19 protein-coding genes are annotated in these 22162 nt (G+C 50.7%); 8 read left to right on the top strand and 11 right to left on the bottom strand.

All coding sequences use genetic code 11. The features are described 5' to 3' along the window. The first annotated feature begins 200 nt into the window (after positions 1 to 200). Together OGX83_RS20805 and OGX83_RS20800 are read left to right on the top strand one after the other, a co-directional pair. Positions 201 to 1601 (top strand): MFS transporter, encoded by a 1401-nt coding sequence (locus OGX83_RS20805; RefSeq protein ID WP_048236996.1) that lies wholly within the window; start codon positions 201 to 203, stop codon positions 1599 to 1601. Between the two features lie 10 nt (positions 1602 to 1611). Further along, positions 1612 to 3567, top strand: a complete 1956-nt coding sequence (locus OGX83_RS20800; protein ID WP_286589032.1) for a glycoside hydrolase family 127 protein — start codon at positions 1612 to 1614, stop codon at positions 3565 to 3567. 87 nt (positions 3568 to 3654) lie between these two features. Here the strand turns inward: OGX83_RS20800 and OGX83_RS20795 are convergent, their stop codons facing one another. Then, on the bottom strand, positions 3655 to 4395 hold the full coding sequence (locus OGX83_RS20795; RefSeq protein WP_048215321.1) for a MipA/OmpV family protein: 741 nt from the start codon (positions 4393 to 4395) through the stop codon (positions 3655 to 3657). A gap of 121 nt (positions 4396 to 4516) precedes the next feature. Between OGX83_RS20795 and OGX83_RS20790 the strand changes: the two genes are divergently transcribed. Continuing rightward, positions 4517 to 5467, top strand: a complete 951-nt coding sequence (locus OGX83_RS20790) for a LysR family transcriptional regulator (RefSeq protein WP_286589031.1) — start codon at positions 4517 to 4519, stop codon at positions 5465 to 5467. 15 nt (positions 5468 to 5482) lie between these two features. Here the strand turns inward: OGX83_RS20790 and OGX83_RS20785 are convergent, their stop codons facing one another. The 9 genes from OGX83_RS20785 to OGX83_RS20745 form a co-directional block, all read right to left on the bottom strand. After that, positions 5483 to 6619, bottom strand: coding sequence for an HlyD family secretion protein (locus OGX83_RS20785; RefSeq protein ID WP_003827345.1), 1137 nt, complete (start codon positions 6617 to 6619; stop codon positions 5483 to 5485). Between the two features lie 5 nt (positions 6620 to 6624). Continuing rightward, complete coding sequence (locus OGX83_RS20780) at positions 6625 to 6948, bottom strand: DUF3302 domain-containing protein (protein WP_003024200.1); 324 nt, start codon at positions 6946 to 6948, stop codon at positions 6625 to 6627. 250 nt (positions 6949 to 7198) lie between these two features. After that, positions 7199 to 8737, bottom strand: coding sequence for an aldehyde dehydrogenase AldB (aldB, locus tag OGX83_RS20775; protein ID WP_048215318.1), 1539 nt, complete (start codon positions 8735 to 8737; stop codon positions 7199 to 7201). A gap of 92 nt (positions 8738 to 8829) precedes the next feature. Beyond that, positions 8830 to 9981 (bottom strand): L-threonine dehydrogenase, encoded by a 1152-nt coding sequence (gene yiaY, locus OGX83_RS20770; RefSeq protein ID WP_286589029.1) that lies wholly within the window; start codon positions 9979 to 9981, stop codon positions 8830 to 8832. 188 nt (positions 9982 to 10169) lie between these two features. Continuing rightward, positions 10170 to 12014 (bottom strand): selenocysteine-specific translation elongation factor, encoded by a 1845-nt coding sequence (gene selB, locus OGX83_RS20765; RefSeq protein WP_286589027.1) that lies wholly within the window; start codon positions 12012 to 12014, stop codon positions 10170 to 10172. Then, the gene (selA, locus tag OGX83_RS20760) at positions 12011 to 13402 is read right to left on the bottom strand and encodes an L-seryl-tRNA(Sec) selenium transferase (RefSeq protein ID WP_286589025.1); all 1392 of its coding nucleotides are present in this window, start codon (positions 13400 to 13402) and stop codon (positions 12011 to 12013) included. Before selA ends, selB begins: the two co-directional genes overlap by 4 nt. Positions 13403 to 13500: 98 nt before the next feature. Next, positions 13501 to 14109 (bottom strand): glutathione S-transferase, encoded by a 609-nt coding sequence (locus OGX83_RS20755; RefSeq protein WP_008786453.1) that lies wholly within the window; start codon positions 14107 to 14109, stop codon positions 13501 to 13503. Between the two features lie 97 nt (positions 14110 to 14206). After that, positions 14207 to 15343 carry an HlyD family secretion protein gene (locus OGX83_RS20750; RefSeq protein WP_003827339.1) on the bottom strand — a complete coding sequence of 379 codons (1137 nt, stop codon included), beginning with the start codon at positions 15341 to 15343 and terminating at the stop codon, positions 14207 to 14209. A gap of 2 nt (positions 15344 to 15345) precedes the next feature. Further along, the gene (locus OGX83_RS20745) at positions 15346 to 15708 is read right to left on the bottom strand and encodes a DUF3302 domain-containing protein (RefSeq protein WP_003827338.1); all 363 of its coding nucleotides are present in this window, start codon (positions 15706 to 15708) and stop codon (positions 15346 to 15348) included. Between the two features lie 531 nt (positions 15709 to 16239). Here OGX83_RS20745 and mtlA point away from each other — a divergent pair. From mtlA to mtlR, 3 genes are all read left to right on the top strand, one after another. Next, the gene (mtlA, locus tag OGX83_RS20740; RefSeq protein ID WP_286589023.1) at positions 16240 to 18156 is read left to right on the top strand and encodes a PTS mannitol transporter subunit IICBA; all 1917 of its coding nucleotides are present in this window, start codon (positions 16240 to 16242) and stop codon (positions 18154 to 18156) included. A gap of 230 nt (positions 18157 to 18386) precedes the next feature. Then, on the top strand, positions 18387 to 19535 hold the full coding sequence (mtlD, locus tag OGX83_RS20735) for a mannitol-1-phosphate 5-dehydrogenase (protein ID WP_020996057.1): 1149 nt from the start codon (positions 18387 to 18389) through the stop codon (positions 19533 to 19535). Next, positions 19535 to 20122, top strand: a complete 588-nt coding sequence (gene mtlR / locus OGX83_RS20730; protein ID WP_003024179.1) for a mannitol operon repressor MtlR — start codon at positions 19535 to 19537, stop codon at positions 20120 to 20122. The genes mtlD and mtlR overlap by 1 nt, the downstream gene beginning before the upstream one ends. Before the next feature lie 12 nt (positions 20123 to 20134). Here mtlR and OGX83_RS20725 read toward each other — a convergent pair whose 3' ends face one another. Next, on the bottom strand, positions 20135 to 20341 hold the full coding sequence (locus tag OGX83_RS20725; protein ID WP_032945348.1) for a hypothetical protein: 207 nt from the start codon (positions 20339 to 20341) through the stop codon (positions 20135 to 20137). Positions 20342 to 20633: 292 nt separating this feature from the next. On the opposite strand from OGX83_RS20725, the gene OGX83_RS20720 reads away from it, so the two are divergent. Both OGX83_RS20720 and OGX83_RS20715 read left to right on the top strand, forming a co-directional pair. Continuing rightward, on the top strand, positions 20634 to 20996 hold the full coding sequence (locus OGX83_RS20720) for a YibL family ribosome-associated protein (protein WP_071446115.1): 363 nt from the start codon (positions 20634 to 20636) through the stop codon (positions 20994 to 20996). A 488-nt stretch (positions 20997 to 21484) separates the two neighbouring features. Beyond that, entirely contained in the window at positions 21485 to 22126 is a 642-nt protein-coding gene (locus OGX83_RS20715; protein ID WP_286589020.1) for a SadB/YajI family lipoprotein, read from the top strand. Positions 22127 to 22162: the final 36 nt, after the last annotated feature.

The raw sequence follows: 22162 nt of genomic DNA, 5'->3' as shown, positions 1-22162 counted from the left end.
TTATTCACGATAAACTTGCTTTTCGCTGGATCGAAATCACATTTTTATAATGAAGTCGGAATTGTCATCTTTTTATACTTTTCTCTTCCCTTGTTGACCCAAACATTTCGTGCAGAATAAATAACGTACTTTGCAAATTACAAACAAATAACCCGCAACGTAGCGGGATACTTTCTGAACATCCTCTCCGGGAGTTATTTATGACTTCGGCTCCGATTACGACATCTGATTTGGCACAGCGTGCCCAGGACGACAAATTATCCCTGCGTGAAAAAATAGGTTATGGGTTAGGCGATGCAGGTGGGACGGTAATTACCTGTCTGATCATGAACTTCCTGACATTTTTCTACACCGATGTCTTCGGGTTAACGCCCGCGCTGGTCGGCACATTGTTTATCGCCCTGCGCGTATTTGATGCCATTTCCGATCCGATAATGGGCATACTTGCCGACCGCACGCAAAGCCGCTGGGGGCGTTTTCGCCCATGGCAGCTGTGGGTGGCAATTCCCATTGGCATCATTGGCGTACTCACGTTTACCGTCCCTGACGCCAGCATGAGCGTAAAAATCGCCTGGGCATTCGGCACCTATCTACTGCTCTCTGTCGGCTATACCGCCATCAACGTACCGTATTGTGCGCTGATCAACACCATGACGACCCGCCATAACGAGGTGATCGCCTGTCAGTCCTGGCGCTTTGTGCTGTGCGGCGTGGCGGGATTCCTTGTCTCCGTTGGTCTGCCGTGGATGGTGGATATTCTGGGTCAGGGCAATGTCGCGCAGGGTTATCAGTTCGGCGTGGGCATCCTGTGCGCCATCGCTGTGGTGATGTTCCTGTGCTGCTTCTTCTGGGTTCGCGAGCGTGTGCCGCTGGCGATGATGGGGAAATTTACCCTGCGTGAACACATTGGTGGGCTACGCAAAAATGACCAGTTGCTGCTAATGCTGGTGATGTCTTTCCTGCTGATTAACGTCTTCAATATTCGTGGCGGCGGGTACATGTATTTCATTACCTACGTGCTGGAAGGCAGTACCGCTTACACGTCGCTGTTTTTCACCATGGTGACCTTTGCGTCCATCATCGGTTCAGTGGTTGTCAGCCCGCTGACCCGCCGTATAGATACCGTCAAACTCTATTACTACACCAACCTGGTGCTGGCAGCCCTGGCAGTGATGATGTGGTTCCTGCCGACCGGCCCGGCTTATCAAACATTATGGCTGGCGGTTATTCTCGGCAACGGCATTATTCTGGGCTTTACGCTGCCTCTGCACTTCTCGCTGATGGCCTTTGCCGACGATTACGGCGAGTGGAAAACCGGCGTGCGTTCTTCCGGCATGAATTTCGCCTTCAACCTGTTTTTCATCAAGCTGGCCTGGGCCTCAAGCGCGGGGATCATCAGCCTGTTATTTATTTTTGTCGCCTATCAGCCAGGCGCTGGTAACCAAACCGCCAGTTCGCTGCAAGGAATTACCGCGATGGAGACGCTGCTTCCCGCGCTGTTCCACCTGCTGTTGGCGCTGTCTATCCGCATCTGCAAACTCAATAATCCGATGATGTCGCGCATTGCCACCGATCTGCGTCAGCGTCATGTACAGCCTTAAGGAGCACGAAATGAACGTACTGGAAGTCGACCTGCATAAGCTCACCGTCAGCGATCCGTTCCTCGGACAATACCAACAGTTGGTCCGTGATGTAGTGATCCCCTACCAGTGGGATGCGCTGAATGACCGCATTGCAGAGGCGGAACCAAGTCATGCGATAGAGAACTTTCGTATCGCCGCAGGACTGCAGGATGGCGAATTTTACGGCATGGTTTTTCAGGATAGCGACGTAGCGAAATGGCTGGAGGCAGTCGCCTGGTCCCTGTGCCAGAAACCTGATGCGGAACTTGAGAAAACCGCAGATGAGGTCATCGAGTTGGTGGCTGCTGCGCAGTGTGAAGACGGCTATCTCAATACATACTTTACAGTGAAAGCCCCGGATGAACGCTGGACTAACCTCGCCGAGTGTCATGAGTTGTACTGTGCAGGTCATTTGATCGAAGCAGGCGTCGCGTTCTTTCAGGCGACGGGAAAACGTCGTCTTTTAGATGTAGTGTGCCGTCTGGCAGACCACATCGATAACGTTTTCGGGCTTGGTGATAATCAACTGCACGGCTATCCGGGACACCCGGAAATTGAGCTGGCGTTAATGCGCTTATACGAAGTGACCCAGCAACCACGCTATATGGCGCTGGTAAATTACTTTGTGGAACAGCGCGGCGCGCAACCCCATTTCTATGACGAAGAGTACGAAAAGCGCGGCCAAACCTCTTACTGGCATACTTACGGCCCGGCATGGATGGTGAAGGATAAACCCTATAGCCAGGCTCATCAGCCCATTTCAGAACAGCAAACGGCGATCGGTCATGCAGTACGTTTTGTTTATCTGATGACCGGCGTGGCGCATCTGGCCCGCTTGAGTCAGGACGAAGGCAAGCGTCAGGATTGCCTGCGTCTGTGGAAAAACATGGCCCAGCGTCAGTTGTACATTACCGGCGGGATCGGTTCACAAAGCAGCGGCGAGGCGTTTAGCAGCGATTACGATCTGCCTAACGACTCCGTGTATGCGGAAAGCTGCGCCTCAATCGGTCTAATGATGTTCGCCCGCAGAATGCTGGAGATGGAGGCAGACAGCCAGTATGCCGACGTGATGGAGCGCGCCCTGTATAACACCGTATTGGGCGGGATGGCGCTCGATGGCAAGCACTTCTTCTATGTGAACCCGCTGGAAGTGCATCCTAAATCATTAAAATTAAATCATATTTATGACCACGTGAAACCCGTTCGTCAGCGCTGGTTTGGTTGCGCCTGTTGCCCGCCGAATATCGCCCGCGTACTCACCTCAATTGGTCATTACATCTACACACCACGTCAGGACGCGCTGTATATCAATATGTACGTGGGCAATAGCATGGAAGTCCCCGTGGCGGATGGCTCGCTCAAGCTGCGCATTAGCGGGGATTATCCATGGCATGAGCAGGTGAAAATCGCCATCGAATCACCGCAGTCGATATATCACACCCTGGCCCTGCGCCTGCCAGACTGGTGCACCGCACCGCAGGTTTTACTGAATGGTCAGCCAGTTGAGCAGGATATTCGTAAAGGATATTTGCACATCAGCCGAACCTGGCAGGAAGGCGATACGCTCAGTCTGACCCTGCCAATGCCGGTGCGTCGGGTATACGGAAATCCATTAGTGCGTCATGTCGCCGGTAAGGTCGCCATTCAGCGTGGACCGCTGGTGTATTGCCTGGAGCAGGCCGATAACGGTGAGGAATTGCATAACCTGTGGTTGCCAAAAGAGAGTGAGTTCAGAGTATTCGAGGGTAAGGGATTGTTCAGCCATAAAATGTTAATTCAGGCTGAAGGCGTGAAGCAAAGTACTGCCGATGCAGCACAACAATCGTTGTGGCACTACGATGTTTCCCCAGCTTCGCGCCAGGCGCATACGTTGACGTTTATTCCGTGGTTTAGCTGGGCGAACCGTGGTGAAGGCGAAATGCGTATCTGGATAAACGAGCAGTAATAATAAGGCGGATGGCGGCGGTTAGCCCCCATCCGTCAATGTCTCATGAAAAGATTGCCCTCCTCCCTGAGGACAAACGGGTGAGAATCAGAAACGCCAGGTCAGACCGGACATAAAGGTGAAGCTGTCATCACGATCAACCATCGGACTATTTTTAATGTCATCCGGCAGTGCGCTATAGTTGGCGCTTGCCAGCAGCGTCAGGTTAGTGGTTAATGCGTATTTAGCGGACAGGCCAACATACGGTGTCCAGCTATCGCCTGGGGAATAGCTTGATAAACCACTACGACGGGACTCATTACCCGAAATGCCGTAGTAGTATTCATTGAATTTTTCGTCATAGTAGAGCACGCCAATTGATGGCGTCAGCGTCAGCTTGCCCATCGGCATTGGACGGAACAGTGAAACTTCCCCTACCCAGCCATTACTGTTGTCCAGCACATCCGCAGCGGCGGAGACTTTCACGCTACCCCATCTTTCATGGTGATACCACGCGGCACCCGCCATTGCAGTTGCGTCACGCTTATCCAGCGTTTTCATCGCGTGATCGTCATTGTCACCGGGATCAAACTCCAGCGGCATATAAGAGGCAGTAATACTAAATTCATTACTTTCACTCTTAGACAAAATATAACCTAGCGTTGTTTGCCTAAAATAAAATGATTCACTTTCATAACTGACAAGCGGTACTGCGTGAACATTATCATTATACCCGCGATAAGGTGATTCATTATATACAGCGCCAGCGCCAATAGAAAATTCTGCGGCAGTTGCACTCGCCATAAAAGAAAAGGCGAGCAGCGCCACAATATTGCGTTTAATTAACATGCCAACATTCCATTTTAAAATAAGCTACAAAGCGGGTGCATAATAATGCTTACAATTTCATCGGTGCAAGGTTCTTATTTATATAGTAATATATATAAAATTATATATATTGGGCTTGGCGATGAATAAATTACAACTTAAACACCGGGAACTGAAGATTATTTCGGTAATTGCTGCCAGTGAAAATATCAGCCATGCCGCTACTGTTCTCGGCATTGCTCAGGCCAACGTAAGTAAGTATCTTGCTGATTTTGAATCAAAAGTGGGGCTAAAGGTATTTGACCGCACCACCCGACAACTGACCCTCACGCCGTTTGGTATAGCGTTACTTCCTTACATCAATGACATGTTAGACAGAAATGATCAGTTAAATAATTTCATTGCTGATTATAAGCACGAGAAACGTGGAAAAGTAACGGTATATGCACCAACCGGAATTATTGCTTACTTATCGCAACATGTTATTGCAAAAATTATGGATATTGGCGATATCAGTCTGGTGCTAAAAACCTATAACCTGGATCGCAAAGCATTTTATGAAGGCGTCGACTTTCCTGACGATTGTGATATTTTACTTTCCTATGCTCATCCTAAAGATGAATCACTGGTCGCTAGTTTTATCACTAAATATGCGGTTATTGCTTTTGCCAGCCAGGAATATCTCACAAAGCATCCCATTAGCAGCCCTGATGAATTAGTCAACCACTCCTGTATTCTAATTGATTCTATGATGATTGATGATGCCAACATTTGGCGATTCAATTCTGCTGAAGACAAAAAGATGCGCGACTATCGTGTGACGGGAAATTACATCTGCGACAATACACAATCCGCACTGGCGCTGGCACGTAATCATTTGGGGATTGTTTTTGCGCCAAATGAAAGTGTGCAAAGAGATTGTCGTTCCGAGATGCTGGTCCCGTGTTTCACGGAGCAACATGAATGGTGGCTGGATTTAGTGGCGATTTTCCGCAAGCGTGAATACCAGCCCTGGCGTGTGCAGTATATTCTCGATGCAATGCTCGCGGAGATACGTCAGCAACTTGCTCAGGCGATACGACAGCCTGAGTAAGCGAAATAGCCTGCGCTAGTGGTCGAGGTACAGGTAATGCACCCAACTGGTCATCCGCAGCAACACCTTGCGCATGACCGACACATGTTCGAAGTGGTCAGAGTAAACGGCGACCTGGGCGTAGATCCCATCAGGTAATGCGTTCACATCCGCATTATCGTTCAGCTCAATCGTGGCGATTACCCCTTCCGAACCAGGCGTAGAGTTTAAAGATTGCAGTGCCCCGTTCGACTGGTATGTACCACCCGGTACTGCCGGACTAATAGCTGCCAGTTTACCGCTAAACACCTTACCCGGCAGGGCATTAAACACCACTTCCGCTTCATCGCCTGGCTCCAGTCGCAACAACGAGTTTTGACGGAACTGGGCGATAATTTGTCGTTTCTGATCCGGGATGAATACCATGACCGGGCGCATCGGCAGCGCGGCGGCATAGGTTCCTGGGCGCATCAGCACCTGAGTGACGTAACCATCGCTGGGCGCGCGAACCACGGTCTGGTCCAGGTTGAACTCTGCTTCCGCTAGCTGTGCTTTCAGGCTGGCAATTTGCGAATTCTCACCCAGTACCAGGCTGTCCAACTGGCTCTGAATTTGCTGTTGTTCTGCAACGGAGGATTTCACCGAGGCTTCCTGCGCCAGGTAGTTTTGGCGCGCCGCGTCGATATCGCGTTCAGAAAAAGGATTCACCTTCGCCTGACTCCCCTGCGCATAGCGCTGGTAATCTTTTGCCAGTTTGTCACGCGTGGCCTTTGCCCGCTGCGTGTTGGCTTTCATTTCGTCTAACTGCGCAACCAGAGCCTGCTCTTTATGCTGTGCGGTGACAATATCAGCCTTCAGGCGATCGACCCGCGCCTGATAACGCCCTGGATTAAGCTTAAACAGAACCTCGCCTTTTTTGATTAGCGTATTCTTCTTATCCGTTACTTCTGTCACTACACCCGTTACCTGCGGCACCACGGGAATAGAAATTACCGCTTTTTGTGCCTTAAATGTATACGGATGGTTATAATTCATCAGTAATATAAGTCCGCAAACAATGAATATACCGCCTAATGCCGCGGTAGGAACTGTCCATTTATTTACAGGAATTTTAAAAATTTTAAATATTGACCATGCACACGCCACATAGGTCAGAACAATCAGTAAATCCATCGATATTACTCCGCCGGAGAGGTCTTGGCCTCACCCAGTTTCTTTTCCAGATCCGCAACCCTTGCCTGAAGCTGGATCAGGGAAGAATCCGCGCTCTGCATGCCCCACCCGCGTTCCGGGCGATAAAGCGTTGCCCAGATCCATAAAAAGGGCCAAATAACATGTAAGGTAAACAAACTAACCCAACCCGCAACATGTATTGCGTCGGCATGAGGATGGTTACGTTTCTTTGCAATTAGATAGGGAATATCATGCAGAATAATAATCCCGTAAAAAATGACCAGGAATACAAAAATAAGCACTCCTAATGCAAAATAATTAAGGAACATATTTGCCTCAGGGATTTAAATTAAGGAATTCGGATGCAATTTGATTTAAACAATAGAGTTGATAATAGTATTGGAATGACCAGATTGGATGCAATTATCTTATTTATATAACGATATATGGGTTTATATATACCCGTCGTCTTTCGAGCTGCTTCTTTGTTGGCTGCGTTCGTTCACCCCAGCCACTTACCTGAGGACATAACTTGATGCCCGGTACGCTAAACGCGACCGGGCAGTAGGTGACGTGAAATTAAAACAGCCCCAGTGGTTTATCAGAGTAGCTCACTAACAGGCATTTGGTTTGCTGATAATGCTCAAGCATCATCTTATGCGTCTCGCGCCCGATACCCGACTGCTTGTAGCCGCCGAACGCCGCATGTGCCGGGTAAGCATGGTAACAGTTGGTCCAAACTCGCCCCGCCTGAATCCCACGTCCCATTTTGTACGCCAGATTTCCGTTACGACTCCAGACGCCAGCGCCAAGCCCATATTGGGTGTCATTAGCGATTTCCAGCGCTTCCTCCATGGTTTTAAACGTCGTGACAGCCAGCACCGGCCCGAAGATCTCCTCCTGGAAAACCCGCATGTTGTTCTTACCAAACAGAATGGTCGGTTCGAGGTAGTACCCCTCTTTTAACTCGCCATCCAGCTGCTTGCGCCGCCCGCCGGTGAGAACATCTGCCCCTTCTTTTTTACCAATGTCGATGTAATTCAGAATGGTTTCCAGTTGACCATGCGACACCTGCGCGCCCATTTGCGTCACGCTGTCTAACGGGTTGCCGCTACGGATACTTTCCACCCGACGAATAGCTCTTTCCATAAAACGTTCGTAAATGGATTCTTGTACCAGCGCCCGACTTGGGCAGGTACATACTTCGCCCTGGTTGAAGGCAAACAATGCAAAACCTTCCAGCGCTTTGTCAAAGAACGCATCTTCTTCATCCATCACGTCCGCGAAGAAGATATTGGGGGATTTCCCGCCCAGCTCCAGCGTGACAGGGATAATGTTCTGCGTGGCGTACTGCATGATCTGCTGCCCAACTTCCGTTGAGCCGGTAAACGCCACTTTTGCAATGCGTTTTGACGTCGCCAGATACTCACCGATTTCCCCTCCCGCGCCGTTTACCACGTTCACCACGCCAGGCGGGAGCAGATCGCCGACAACTTCCATCAGCAACAACACGGACAGCGGCGTCAGACGCGCAGGTTTAAGCACGACACAGTTACCGGCAGCCAGGGCGGGCGCCATCTTCCAACTGGCCATCAACAGCGGGAAGTTCCACGGGATAATTTGCCCCACCACGCCAAGAGGTTCATGGAAGTGATACGCCACGGTATCGCTATCAACTTCGCTTATTCCCCCTTCCTGTGCACGAATACAGGACGCGAAATAGCGGAAATGGTCAATCGCCAGCGGTACATCTGCCGCGCTGGTTTCACGGATGGGTTTACCGTTATCCCAGGTTTCAGCCGTCGCCAGTAGCTCCAGATTTTGCTCCATACGATCGGCAATTTTGAACAAAATCGCCGCCCTGTCCTGCACGGAAGTCTGCGCCCATTTGTCTTTTGCTTTGTGCGCGGCATCCAGTGCCAAATCGATGTCCTTTTTGCCGGAAGAGGCCACTTCGCACAGTAATTGCCCGGTTACCGGCGTCAGGTTTTGGTAATACTCACCGTCCACCGGTGCGACCCAGTCACCGCCGATAAAGTTATCGTATCGGGCTTTTAACTTCAGAGGGTAACCATACTCGCCGGGATAAATACGCGTTGAAGGGGGGTTATTGGTCATGACCGTCTCCTTGCTGTAGGGGTACTACAAGGGTAGACGGGACTGGCGAATTATTCGCCAGCCTTTTACTGCTTTACGACAAGTATCACGAATTACATGGCAGCACGATAAATCGCCATGATTTCTTCATGTGTCGCCTGAATCGGGTTAGTGAAACCACAGGCGTCTTTCAGGGCATTAGTCGCCAGAATGGCAAAATCTTCTTCTTTCACGTTCAGCTCACGCAGCCCAGCCGGAATATTCACTTTCTGCGCCAGTTCACGGATCGCCGCGATGCAGGCTTCTGCCCCTTGCTCTTCGCTCAGACCAGCAACGTTCACACCCATTGCCGAGGCGCAATCGCGCAGGCGGGCGGCAGCAACTTTGCTATTAAATACCTGTACATGCGGCAGCAGTACGGCATTACATACTCCGTGTGGCAGATCGTAGAAGCCACCCAGCTGGTGCGCCATCGCATGCACGTAGCCAAGGGAGGCATTGTTAAAGGCCATACCTGCGAGGAACTGCGCATAGGCCATGGCTTCGCGCGCCTGAGCATTGCCGCCCTCTTCCACGGCGACCGGCAGGTTTTCCGCAATCATGGTGACAGCTTTAAGCGCGCACGCATCGGTAATGGGGGTCGCAGCAACAGAAACATAGGCTTCGATAGCGTGAGTCAGCGCATCCATACCGGTAGCCGCCGTCAGAGACTTCGGCATACCGACCATCAGCGAGGAGTCATTGACGGACAGCAGCGGTGTAACATGCTTATCCACAATCGCCATTTTAATGTGGCGTACTTCATCAGTGATGATGCAGAAGCGGGTCATTTCAGATGCCGTACCCGCCGTGGTGTTGATGGCGATCATCGGCAGTTGCGGTTTTGCAGAGCGGTCTACGCCTTCGTAGTCACGAATATCGCCACCATTAGCCGCCACCAGCGCAATGCCCTTCGCACAATCATGAGGAGAGCCGCCACCGAGAGAAATAACGCTATCACAGTCATTTTCTTTCAGCATTTTCAGGCCAGCGGCAACGTTACTGGTCGTGGGGTTAGGATGCGTACCATCGTAAATTACGCTGGAAATATCATGTTCCTGTAGCGCTTTTTGAATATCGCCAGCCATACCTAATTTCGTCAGCATGGCATCCGTAACAATCAGCGTACGGCGAAAACCATATTCCGCCATTGTATTCATTGCGTCTTTTAATGCGTCAGCGCCGATTACATTCACGGAAGGAATAAAAAATGTTGAAGCAGCCATTGTACGATCCTTAATTACTCTAAAGAGGTAGGAAGCATACGAGTGAAATTTCCAACAAAATATGATCGTGGTTGTTATTTTAATAACACTTACAATTAAAAAGCACATTAGGTTCATAATCTAATGTGCTTATTTCAATCAACATCTATTTTGTATTAATTCATTTAATCCATGAATTAATTGTTTCATTATTTTTCAGGGAACAGCAACGCATCGCGTAATAAATGATCATTTCCCCGACGGCGAGTAAAACCAATGCGGTCAAAATATTCCAGAATTTGGATAGCCAATTTGCGCCCAACGTTAAGCCTGTCGCGAAAATCGGCGGCACATGTCGATCCCCTTTCCTGATCCAGTTCGCGGATCATATTGGCAAAGGCCACAATCCGATCGTTACGGTAATAACGATCTTTCACGATCGCGGTAATGATGCCTTGCTGTGCCGCTTGTCGTAACGCCACACGCATCATCTGTTCATCCGTTCCCGTCTGTTTTGCCAAATCGCGCACCCACCACGGCTCATCGCCAAAAAGCGGTTCTACTTTTTGCCAGATTGCCAACTGCTCATCGCTGAAACCCGCCTTATGTTCCGGCAAATGCAACCAGCCATGATGGCTATGGATCGCGCCACTCTCGCGCATCTTTTCAATTAGCAGCAATACCAGCGCTTCGTCTTCCATCGGCAAAGCCATACGGCGCAGGCGCTCGCGCCCGGGCCCTGGTTCATCACGGTGCTGCTCATGGTAGGTCGCCAGCGTATCGAGAACTTTCCGCTGCCAGCGCGCGGCAACGGGGGCATTCAACAGGCTGTATCCCGCCTGAATAAATCCATGTTGCTCAATCAACGGACGCATACCGTTGCCATTGAGCTGACGCGCCCAGGCAAAGTCAGGAATATTCACCGCCCCACGCGCCAGGTGCAGCGCCAGAGCGTCACCGTCAGTCTGCGCGTTTTCCAGCGCCGACAGCCACTGTAAATATTCCGGCTTACGCTTTCCGCGTCGCGGCGGATTAAGCGTCACAACACGTGCACCTGCCAGCGTTGTCCGGGCAGAAATATCACGCAGCACCAGACGGTCGTTATCAGCAAGCCAGAGTGGTATATCAAACACCAGTTCCGCCAGCGTTCCTTCAAGCAGAGAGATGCGCCCGGTGACATGGCTGGCCGCGTGGTGAATATGCAACGGTTGCCACTGCATCAGCGGCGCGGCATGTTCTAAAGAAACAATCACGCGGGTAAAAGCCTCTGGCGGCGCATCGGAAAGCAGCCAGTCGCCGCGGTTTAGTTCTTCTTTTTGCGCATCACCGGCAATATTCAGCGCAATACGTTGTCCCGCTTGCGCGCGGTCGGTGGCCTGATTTTGTGCATGCAGGCTACGTACGCGCATCGGTTTGTTGACGCCCGTGAGCCACAGCGTGTCACCGACATTCACTTCACCGCTGAGCGCCGTCCCGGTCACCACCAGCCCTGCGCCTTTGACCGTAAAGGCACGGTCAATCGCCAGGCGGAAGCTGTGATCGCGGGCATGCTCGCGCGACGTTAATTGCAACAAATGGTCACGCAGTTCCTCGATGCCACGGCCTTCACTGGCCGCAGTGACGAAAAGCACCGACTCCGCGAAACCATAATTCCCCAGCGTGGCCTGAATCTCCGCACGCACCTCTTCAATTCTTGCTTCGTCTACGCGGTCGGCTTTCGTGAGCGCCACGGTGATCTGCGGATTGCCCGTCAGCTGCAGAATTTGCAAATGCTCACGGGTTTGCGCCATTACGCCATCATCACACGCCACCACCAGCAACGCGTGATCGATGCCGCCGACCCCCGCCAACATGTTGGACAGAAACTTTTCGTGTCCAGGAACGTCGATAAACCCCAGCACCCGCCCATCCGGCTGCGGCCAGTAGGCATAGCCGAGATCGATGGTCATGCCGCGCTTTTTTTCTTCCGGCAGACGGTCGGCATTCACACCGGTAATCGCCTGTAATAACGTTGTTTTTCCGTGGTCAACGTGTCCGGCGGTTGCAATAATCATTTCAGCATCATCTCCATAAACCGGGTCTCGTCTTCAAGGCAGCGCAGATCCAGCCATAAGCGGCCATCATAAATTCGCCCAATAACCGGCACGGGCAGCGTACGCCAACGGGCTGCCAACGCTTCAAGGCGGCTCCCGCGCCCGTCATGTGGGGTAAAGGTTAGCGCCACGCTGGGCAGCCTATCAACAGGTAGTGAGCCGCTGCCAATCTGCGACAGGCAAGGCATCACATTCAGGGCGAACTCATCACCGTAATGCTCTGCAAGCTGTGCCTGTAATTGCTGTGCCTGCGCGTGGATCGCTTCTTGTGAGCGGGTGAGCTGGCGCAATGTGGGCAACTTCTCCGCCAGTGCTTCCGGGTGCAGATAGAGCCGTAGCGTAGCTTCCAGCGCAGCCAGTGTCATTTTATCTGCCCGTAATGCGCGTTTCAGCGGATGGCTCTGCAAACGAGCGATCATCTCTTTTTTACCGACAATTATCCCTGCCTGCGGCCCGCCCAGCAGTTTATCGCCGGAGAAACTCACCAGACTGACGCCAGCGGTAATCAGTTGCTGCGGCATCGGCTCCTGCGGCAAACCATACTGGCTGAGATCGACCAGCGAACCACTGCCCAGATCCGCCACCACCGGTACATCCAGCTCCTGGCCAATTACGGCCAGCTCCGCCTCATCCACCGACTTTGTGAAGCCTTCAATGCTGTAATTACTGGTATGCACTTTCATCAGCAGACCGGTGTTTTCATTCACCGCCTGGCGGTAATCTTTCGCATGGGTCCGGTTGGTGGTCCCCACCTCACGCAAAATGCATCCGGCCTGACACATGACGTCCGGAATACGAAACGCGCCGCCTATTTCCACCAGCTCGCCGCGAGAAACAACCACCTCTTTGCCGTTCGCCGTGGCGGCCAGCATCAGCAGAACAGCTGCCGCATTGTTATTGACGATACAGGCGTCTTCCGCCCCCGTCAGACGGCAGAGTAAATCCGCCAGGGCCCGATCCCGATGTCCCCGCCCGGCATCATCCAGACTATATTCCAGCGTCACCGGCGTGCGCATCGCCTGTACCACCGCTTCAATTGCTTCTTCAGCCTGCGACGCGCGCCCAAGGTTGGTATGCAGCACCGTTCCGGTCAGGTTAATCACCGGGCGTAGCGCGCTTTGCGATTCTCGTTCCAGCCGGGCGCTGGCTTCTTGCGCCCAGTCCTCACACCATGCCGGGAGCGCGTGCGTGTCGCGAATAGCTTCTCTGGCTTCGTCGAGCATGTGACGCAGCAGGTCAACCACCCGGGTATGGCCGTGAGATTCACGTAAGGCTGGGAAGGCGCTATCGCGCAATAAACGATCGATAGCAGGAAGCTGGCTGTAGAGTGAACGCATGTCGGTTGTCATGAAAGGGCCTGGCTGTTGGTGGCCCTCTCCACCGTGGAGAGGGATATCGATATAGGAAGGATTGTACCGTGACTTTGCTCAGGCGGACATAATACGCATCAAGCCTTTGGCGGTTCTGTACGGGCAAAACTCTCGCGTTGAAAGAGCGTTTCCACCAGTTTGACCAGACGGGGGCGATCAACACACCAACCGGGCGCAACCCGACGGAAATTGAGATAACCGACGGCGCAGGCAATCGCAATGGTTGCCAGGTTAACCGTATCCGTTTTCAGCGTACCATCCGCCAGATAGCCTTCCAGCACATCCAGACTACGGGTGATCTTCTCACGCTGACGTAATAATTCAGTTTCTGACTGCTGCGCGGCAGGGCGAGCCTGTTCGCGCACCGAAACTAAACCGGCATCCATAATGCCGTCTGCCAACGCTTCCAACTGGCGTACCTTCAGCGCAGCCAGCGGATCACGCGGCAGCATGGCTGGTGCAATATCCAGTAGCTCTATATATTCCGCAATGATAGGAGAATCAAACCAATACTCGCCCGCATCGGTGACCAACGCGGGTACTTTACCTAACGGGTTATAGCGCGCCACGCCGCTATCCGCGTTATAGGGGAGTTCATTCACAAATTCGAAGGTGATGCCCTTTTCCAGTAACAGAATAGAAATTTTACGCACAAAAGGGCTGGTATAGCTGCCAATGAGTTTCATGCCGGGTCCTTTTTGCCAACAAAAAAGCGGTGCCCAACGATAGTGGGACACCGCTTAGTATGGCTCAGGTCACTGAAAATGGCAGGTGATGGCAGTCTCAATGATCCAAATAAAGGTAATGCATCCAACTGGTCATGCGCAGCAGTACTTTACGCATTACCGACACGTGGGCGAAATGGTCGGAATAGACTGCAACCTGAGCATAGATACCGTCCGGCAGCGCATCCACATCGGCATTCGGATCCAGCTCAATCGTGGCCAGCACGCCATCGGTACCCGGCACCACCGTTAAGGACTGTAATGCGCCCTGCGCCTGATAAGAACCGCCCGGAACGACCGGAAGAATACTGGTCAGCTTGCCGGTGAAAACCTGGCCAGGCAGCGCATTAAACACCACTTCCGCTTCATCGCCCGGTTTAAGGCGCAGCAGCGAGTTCTGGCGGAATTGCGCCACGATTTGCCGTTTTTGTTCAGGAATAAACACCATTACCGGACGCAAAGGTAATGCTGCTGCGTAAGTCCCCGGACGAATTAAAATCTGCGTGGCATAACCGTTGCTGGGGGCACGAACTACCGTCTGTTCAAGATTGTATTTAGCCTCGGCAAGCTGGGCACGTAGGGACGCAACCTGAGATTGCTCACCGTTGACCATACTGTCTAATTGGCTCTGAATCTGCGTCTGTTCTGCAACAGAGCCTTTGACCAGCGCATCCTGTGCCAGATAGTTTTGCCGGGCGTTATCGATATCGCTTTCAGAGAACGGGTTAACCTTCGCCTGACTGCCTTTCAAATAGCGTTGATAATCTTTATACAGACGGTCACGTTCAGCAGATACACGGGTGGTATTGGCGACCGCTTCCGACAACTGTGCTTTCAGGTTGTCGATGTTGTGCGTAGCGGTAACCAGATCAGCCTGCAGCCTGTCGACACGCGCCTGATACCGTACCGGATCGAGCTTAAACAGCACATCGCCTTTTTTAATTAGCTGATTATTTTTATCCGTTACCTCACTAACAATTCCTGTGACTTGCGGAGTGACCGGAATTGAAATAACCGCTTTTTGCGCCGTAAAGGTATATGGGTGGTTATAGTTCATTAATAAAATCAATCCCGCAACAATGAACACCCCACCTAATGCAGCGGTAGCAAGCGTCCATTGGTTTACCGGAATACGGAATATTTTAAAGATGGCCCAGGCAAAGGCCACATAGGTCAGGACTATCAACAAATCCATGATTAAATCTCCGGAAAGGTGGAGTTATCGGTTTTTTTCTCCCCATCCAGTCTTTTTTCCAACTGGGTGATTCGCGCTGCCAGCGCGGCAATCTCAGGGTCTGACTCCTTTCCGGTCGGTGTGATGTGTGACTGCATTCCCCATCCCTTTTCAGGCTGGTAGAGCGTGGCCCAGATCCACAGGAACGGCCAAATAACATGAAGAGTGAACAAGCTCACCCATCCTGCAGTATGGATGGCATCGGCATGGGGATGGTTGCGCTTCTTAGCCATGTTATAGGGGATATCGTGGATGGCGATGATTCCATAAAACAGAACCAGAAATACGAAAATCAGCACGCCCAACGCGAAATAATTTAGAAACATACCTGCCTCGAATTCACGCTAATTAGAGTTTTTTTATGCCGGCAGCCGTATGCACCCTGGCTGATGTTTTGAACATAACTGGAGTTAAGGGTTTTTGCCATACCACAAAATAAATATTTTTTCTGGTGAGAAATTGCTTTGTTTTGCAATAAAAAATGTCGGGGGTAGAACCTGCCGCAGATCACATCTGATAAATTTCAGATGAAAATACTTTGCGATTCACATCACAAAAATCCAACAAACAAGGAAAGCAAAAATGTGAACCACTTCACATTTAATCCTCATTTTCAGCGAATTATTGCACTGCGATGTTTTTTTGTACGGGTATTTTGTGATGAAAATCACATTAACTAACGCCATACACCCTATATTTACGTGACGAATGTCACATAAAAGGCCGTCGACTGGACAGTTGAACGATTCAGTGCCAGATTTCGCAGTATCTACAGGGTCCGGCTACCTCCTGCCGCTACATTAACAAACCTCGGGCTTTCAGCCTGCGTGATAGCAAACATAAGAAGGGGTGTTTTTATGTCATCCGATATTAAGATCAAGGTGCAAAGCTTTGGTCGATTCCTCAGCAACATGGTGATGCCAAATATCGGCGCGTTTATCGCGTGGGGTATTATCACCGCATTATTCATTCCGACAGGGTGGTTGCCGAACGAAACGCTGGCGAAGCTGGTCGGCCCGATGATCACCTATCTGCTGCCGCTACTGATCGGTTATACCGGTGGTAAACTGGTTGGCGGCGAGCGTGGCGGCGTAGTTGGTGCAATCACCACCATGGGCGTTATCGTCGGTGCGGACATGCCAATGTTCCTCGGCGCGATGATTGCAGGTCCACTGGGCGGCTGGGCGATCAAACACTTCGACAACTGGGTAGACGGTAAGATCAAATCCGGTTTTGAGATGCTGGTGAATAACTTCTCCGCTGGCATCATCGGTATGATCCTCGCCATTCTGGCATTCCTCGGCATTGGCCCATTGGTTGAAGCACTGTCCAAAATTCTGGCGGCAGGCGTTAACTTCATGGTTGTCCATGACATGCTGCCGCTGGCGTCTATCTTCGTTGAACCGGCGAAAATCCTGTTCCTCAACAACGCCATTAACCACGGTATTTTCTCACCGCTGGGTATTCAGCAGTCCCATGAGATGGGCAAATCCATCTTCTTCCTGATTGAAGCAAACCCGGGTCCGGGTATGGGCGTCCTGCTGGCGTACATGTTCTTCGGTCGCGGCAGCGCTAAGCAGTCTGCAGGCGGCGCGGCTATCATCCACTTCCTGGGTGGTATCCACGAAATTTACTTCCCGTACGTGCTGATGAACCCGCGCCTGATCCTGGCCGTTATTCTCGGCGGTATGACTGGCGTATTTACCCTGACTATCCTGAACGGCGGTCTGGTTTCTCCGGCGTCTCCGGGTTCTATCCTGGCCGTGCTGGCAATGACACCTAAGGGAGCTTACTTCGCTAACATCGCTGCTATCTGTGCGGCTATGGCAGTCTCCTTTGTGGTCTCAGCCATTCTGCTGAAAACCAGCAAAGTGAAAGAAGATGATGACATTGATGCCGCAACCCGTCGTATGCACGACATGAAAGCGGAATCCAAAGGCGCATCCCCGCTGGCGGCTGGCGACGTCACCAACGACCTGAGCCATGTGCGTAAAATCATCGTTGCCTGCGATGCCGGTATGGGTTCCAGTGCCATGGGTGCGGGCGTACTGCGTAAGAAAGTACAGGATGCAGGGCTGTCTCAGATTTCCGTCACTAACAGCGCGATTAACAATCTGCCGCCGGATGTGGATCTGGTCATTACCCACCGTGACCTGACCGAACGCGCGATGCGCCAGGTGCCTCAGGCACAGCACATTTCGCTGACCAACTTCCTCGACAGCGGTCTGTACTCCAACCTGACCGAACGTCTGGTCGCTGCGCAGCGCCACAACGTGAACGAGGAGAAAGTTCGCGACCACCTGAAAGACAGCTTTGAAGAGGGTGATACCCACCTGTTCAAACTGGGTGCGGAGAACATCTTCCTTGGCCGTAAAGCGGCTAACAAAGAAGAAGCGATTCGCTTTGCTGGTGAGCAACTGGTGAAAGGTGGCTACGTTGAGCCAGAATACGTTGAGGCGATGCTGGACCGCGAAAAACTGACCCCGACTTACCTGGGTGAGTCCATCGCAGTACCGCACGGTACGGTTGAAGCCAAAGACCGCGTGCTGAAAACCGGTGTGGTGTTCTGCCAGTACCCGGAAGGCGTTCGCTTCGGTGAAGAAGAAGACGATATTGCCCGTCTGGTTATTGGTATCGCAGCGCGTAACAACGAGCACATCCAGGTGATTACCAGCCTGACCAACGCTCTGGATGATGAATCCGTGATCGAACGTCTGGCCCATACCACCAGCGTGGATGAAGTTCTGGAACTGCTGGCAGGTCAAAAAGCTTAACAGTTAAGTATCCCCAAAATAGTTCGAGCTGCAGGAAGGCGGCAACGCAGTGAATCTCCAGGAGCGTACATAAGTACGTGACTGGGGTGAGCGAGGAGAGCCAACGCATCTGCAGTTCGAAATATGAAGGCGATATCCTCTCCCTTGTGGAGAGGGTTAGGTTGAGGGGAAATCAATGCAGTCCCTCACCCCAGCCCTCTTGGGTAAAAACATTAATGAAGGTTAATACTATGAAAGCATTACATTTTGGCGCAGGTAATATCGGTCGTGGCTTTATCGGCAAACTGCTGGCGGACGCGGGGATACAGCTGACGTTCGCGGATGTAAATCAGGTCGTGCTCGATGCCCTGAATGCCCGTCATAGCTATCAGGTTCATGTCGTGGGTGAAAATGAGCAGGTTGATACCGTCTCCGGCGTCAACGCTGTAAGCAGCATCGGCGATGATGTTGTTGAACTGATTGCCCACGTAGATTTAGTCACTACCGCCGTCGGTCCGGTTGTACTTGAGCGTATCGCTCCAGCCATCGCCAAAGGACTGGTTAAACGCAAGGCGCAGGGCATCGCTACTCCACTAAATATCATCGCTTGTGAAAACATGGTGCGCGGAACGACCCAGTTGAAAGGCCATGTAATGAACGCGTTAGCAGATGAAGATAAAGCCTGGGTTGAAGAACATGTTGGCTTTGTCGATTCTGCCGTGGACCGCATTGTTCCGCCTTCGGCTTCAGCAACCAACGATCCGCTGGAAGTTACCGTCGAAACCTTCAGTGAGTGGATTGTCGACAAAACACAGTTCAAAGGTGAACTGCCAAATATCCCAGGAATGGAATTAACTGATAACCTGATGGCATTTGTCGAACGTAAACTCTTCACGCTGAACACCGGGCATGCTATAACCGCGTACCTCGGAAAATTGACCGGTCATCAGACCATCCGTGACGCGATTCTCGACGAGAAAATCCGCGCAGTGGTAAAAGGTGCGATGGAAGAGAGCGGCGCGGTACTGATCAAACGCTATGGCTTTGATGCAGCAAAACATGCGGCATACATTCAGAAAATCCTCGGTCGTTTTGAAAACCCGTATCTGAAAGATGACGTTGAGCGCGTAGGTCGTCAGCCGCTGCGTAAGCTGAGCGCAGGCGACCGCCTGATTAAACCGCTGCTGGGTACGCTGGAGTATGGTTTGCCGCATGCGAATCTGGTTACCGGTATTGCGGCAGCGATGCACTATCGCAGCGAAGAAGATCCGCAGGCACAGGAACTGGCCGCGCTGATTGACGAAAAAGGTCCACAGGCCGCGCTGGCGCAAGTTTCCGGGCTGGATGCCAATAGTGATGTCGTGCTTGAGGCTGTTAACGCGTATAACGCAAAGAAATGATGCAGGACCTGGCGCAGGATATCCTGCGCCTGAATAATAGATTGTCAGATATGCAGGCAATAATGGAACAAACGCAGGCCTTTGAAAATCGTGTGCTTGAGCGTCTGAATGCTGGCAAAACCGTACGCAGCTTCCTCATCACCGCCGTAGAACTGCTCACCGAGGCGGTGAATATCCTTGTGCTTCAGGTATTTCGCAAAGACGACTATGCGGTGAAATACGCCGTAGAACCGCTGCTAGACGGCGATGGTCCGTTGGGCGATCTTTCTGTTCGTCTGAAGTTAATCTACGGCCTGGGCGTACTCAGTCGCCCGGAGTACGAAGATGCGGAGCTGCTGATGGCGCTGCGGGAGGAGCTGAATCACGACGGCAATGAATACGCATTCACCGACGACGAAATTCTTGGACCGTTTGGTGAACTTCACTGCGTGACGGCACTCCCGCCGCCACCCCAGTTTGATACCTCAGACTCTGGTTTGCATGCCATGCAGATCCAGCGTTACCAGCAGATGGTACGATCCACCATGGTCCTTTCCCTGACCGAGCTGATTTCTAAAATCAGCTTAAAAAAAGCCTTTCAAAAATAAGACGATGTTTGCTTATTTCTCTTCCTGCTGCGGTCGATACAGCTGCCGATAGTACGCCAGACGTTGCAGATACAGCTGCGCGTTTTCCTGCGGTATTTCTGAAGGGACAACGTTGCGCGGCGGTGTTTTATTCAAATATTCGCGAAAAGCCTGGCTTGAAGCCATAAAATCGACAGTTTTATCAATCAGGATTGAAACGTTCTCACCTATTTTCGCCATAATCTTCCCTCCTCCATGTATTAACCGCGCTCAGCCTGTGCGGTTGATCATTTAAGTTTAGGATCAGTTGGGTGTTTATATTGAGGAAAACGTGCTTCACCACGAACACGCCAATAAAAAGCACCACGGCCGATCTTATCGCTTAAAATTCCTTGTTAATCAATGTAGTAACATTATCATTAGCTAATTAATACTTACGGTATTTGATTATTTATCTTCGAGCAGTTGTGAATAATCCCGCTCTGCGCGCATACTATAGGGCATTCATCCTATTTTTAGCAGAAGCTATCCTATGAAAGAAGTCGAAAAAAACGAAATTAAACGCCTGAGCGATCGTCTGGACGCTATTCGCCACCAGCAGGCAGACCTGTCCCTTGTTGAAGCCGCCGACAAATACGCCGAGCTGGAAAAAGAGAAAGAAACTCTGGAAGCCGAGATCGCACGCCTGCGTGAAGTCCATGGCCAGAAGCTGAGCAAAGAAGCGCAAAAGCTGACAAAACTTCCGTTCCGTCGGGCCATCACCAAAAAAGAGCAGGCTGACATGGGCAAACTGAAGAAAAGCGTGCGCGGCCTGATCGTCGTCCACCCGATGACCGAGCTTGGCCGTGAAATGGGCCTGAAAGAGATGACTGGCTTTGCGAAGAACGAGTTCTAAACACTCTCGTATCACAGGCTCTCAAGACACCCGTCGTACAGCGGGTGTCTTGAGAGCATCGGGCTATATTCCGAATTTTTCCCCATAAATATTTACACCGCTTATATACAAGTTCATTTTTAACGGCCCTCCCTGCTTTTCATGAAAATAAATTACTCCACCATGTCCATTTGTATTTATACAATGAATTTTTTCTTCCACTTTTCTCATGACCCGCAGAATATAATTGACCCACAAAATTAAATAACATTATCATCTATAAAATAATGCCCCATACATAAATATTATGATTATATTTTTATAAGGCATTGCCATGGATAATTGATAAAAATTATCGAGCACTGGCTCAATCCTATAAAAGCAATGAATGTGTTCATTATAACCATGCATTAACGGGTTATTGATAATACTCGCAGGATGATGAGTTAGCTGTATAAATAATAGGTTAACTATTAATACTACATTAGTAATTAATAAGGATATTTTATATGCACAAAAATGGAAAATTTATTCCCCTGATTGTTTTGGGATTCACATTCTTGTTATCGGGTTGTGATTACTTTGCAGATAAACACCTTGTCGAAGAACTAAAAAAACAGCAAAAAGAACAAGAAGCAAAGATAGACCTTTTAGAAAAACAACAAACTACGCTTATCCAGGCGACCCAAAAGGTCGCCGAAGTCGTTGGCCGCATTGAACGTAAACAACGACTATTCGACTACACAGAACTGGACCCATCACAAACGCACTATTTTATTATTAACAACGGCAATATTGGATTAGCCGGGCGTATTTTATCTATTGAGCCAATAGATGATGGAAGTGTTATTCATCTTGATTTGGTTAACTTACTCAGCGTTCCCGTATCAAACCTGGCGTTTAATATGACGTGGGGTACGAAAAAACCTTCCGAGGCAAAAGATCTACCTCGCTGGCGACAACTCCTGCTCAACACGCAAATGGATTCGACAATCGAACTCTTACCGGGAGCATGGACCAATGTCACGCTGACATTAAAAGGCGTATCGCCCAATAATCTTAAGTATCTAAAAATAGGCATTAACATGAAGAATGTTATTTTCGAAAGCATACAACCTATTAACGATACAAAAAAGAAGCCCAAAAAATAATAGCTATTGATACAACTATTTTAGAAAAGGAAAGCA

Source organism: Citrobacter sp. Cpo074, from assembly GCF_030332745.1.
Lineage (GTDB): Bacteria > Pseudomonadota > Gammaproteobacteria > Enterobacterales > Enterobacteriaceae > Citrobacter > Citrobacter portucalensis.
Note: the sequence above shows the minus strand (reverse complement) of the source record. Positions and strands in the feature narration are given on the sequence as shown.

Coding starts and splice junctions, on each gene's coding strand:
- OGX83_RS20800 (WP_286589032.1), top strand. CDS start 1,612: ATGAACGTACTGGAAGTCGACCTGCATAAGCTCACCGTCAGCGATCCG.
- OGX83_RS20795 (WP_048215321.1), bottom strand. CDS start 4,395: ATGTTAATTAAACGCAATATTGTGGCGCTGCTCGCCTTTTCTTTTATG.
- mtlR (WP_003024179.1), top strand. CDS start 19,535: ATGCAGGACCTGGCGCAGGATATCCTGCGCCTGAATAATAGATTGTCA.
- OGX83_RS20780 (WP_003024200.1), bottom strand. CDS start 6,948: ATGTTCCTTAATTATTTTGCATTAGGAGTGCTTATTTTTGTATTCCTG.
- OGX83_RS20720 (WP_071446115.1), top strand. CDS start 20,634: ATGAAAGAAGTCGAAAAAAACGAAATTAAACGCCTGAGCGATCGTCTG.
- OGX83_RS20790 (WP_286589031.1), top strand. CDS start 4,517: ATGAATAAATTACAACTTAAACACCGGGAACTGAAGATTATTTCGGTA.
- selB (WP_286589027.1), bottom strand. CDS start 12,014: ATGATTATTGCAACCGCCGGACACGTTGACCACGGAAAAACAACGTTA.
- OGX83_RS20750 (WP_003827339.1), bottom strand. CDS start 15,343: ATGGATTTGTTGATAGTCCTGACCTATGTGGCCTTTGCCTGGGCCATC.
- mtlD (WP_020996057.1), top strand. CDS start 18,387: ATGAAAGCATTACATTTTGGCGCAGGTAATATCGGTCGTGGCTTTATC.
- OGX83_RS20715 (WP_286589020.1), top strand. CDS start 21,485: ATGCACAAAAATGGAAAATTTATTCCCCTGATTGTTTTGGGATTCACA.
- OGX83_RS20725 (WP_032945348.1), bottom strand. CDS start 20,341: ATGGCGAAAATAGGTGAGAACGTTTCAATCCTGATTGATAAAACTGTC.
- mtlA (WP_286589023.1), top strand. CDS start 16,240: ATGTCATCCGATATTAAGATCAAGGTGCAAAGCTTTGGTCGATTCCTC.
- yiaY (WP_286589029.1), bottom strand. CDS start 9,981: ATGGCTGCTTCAACATTTTTTATTCCTTCCGTGAATGTAATCGGCGCT.
- OGX83_RS20755 (WP_008786453.1), bottom strand. CDS start 14,109: ATGAAACTCATTGGCAGCTATACCAGCCCTTTTGTGCGTAAAATTTCT.
- aldB (WP_048215318.1), bottom strand. CDS start 8,737: ATGACCAATAACCCCCCTTCAACGCGTATTTATCCCGGCGAGTATGGT.
- OGX83_RS20785 (WP_003827345.1), bottom strand. CDS start 6,619: ATGGATTTACTGATTGTTCTGACCTATGTGGCGTGTGCATGGTCAATA.
- OGX83_RS20805 (WP_048236996.1), top strand. CDS start 201: ATGACTTCGGCTCCGATTACGACATCTGATTTGGCACAGCGTGCCCAG.
- OGX83_RS20745 (WP_003827338.1), bottom strand. CDS start 15,708: ATGTTTCTAAATTATTTCGCGTTGGGCGTGCTGATTTTCGTATTTCTG.
- selA (WP_286589025.1), bottom strand. CDS start 13,402: ATGACAACCGACATGCGTTCACTCTACAGCCAGCTTCCTGCTATCGAT.